At 50.7% G+C, this 347-nt stretch carries 1 protein-coding gene; it reads left to right on the forward strand.

What is annotated here, in order from left to right; translation table 11 throughout:
* A partial coding sequence (locus M3G15_RS21450) for a transposase (protein ID WP_260072023.1) occupies window positions 1-347 on the forward strand: 347 nt, incomplete at both ends.

The following is a 347-nucleotide window of genomic DNA, read 5'->3' on the forward strand; positions in this document are numbered from 1 at the left end:
ATGACCTCGAACGGAACACCGTGCTGTTCCATGGGTTATGCGATGACATACTGGGGAGTTGACGGCGATATGCATAAATTTCGCTGCCCGCATGCCACGGGTAAAGTCGACTGTCCGCTTGGCATGGCTGCCTGCTCGTCTTCAAACTATGGAATGGTCGTCAAAGTAAATGCGAAGGATGATCTCCGGCGATACAGCATCCCTCATCGGGATACAAAGCGTTGGAAGGAACTTTACAATGAACGAACCAGCGTAGAACGCTGCAACTCCCGATTGAAAACCTATTTGACGGCAGACGCCGCACATGTCCGGGGCATTCAGAAAGTCACAACTCACCAGTATTTGAA

This window comes from Paenibacillus sp. p3-SID1389, from assembly GCF_025151705.1.
In the GTDB taxonomy this organism is placed as follows: domain Bacteria; phylum Bacillota; class Bacilli; order Paenibacillales; family Paenibacillaceae; genus Fontibacillus; species Fontibacillus phoenicis.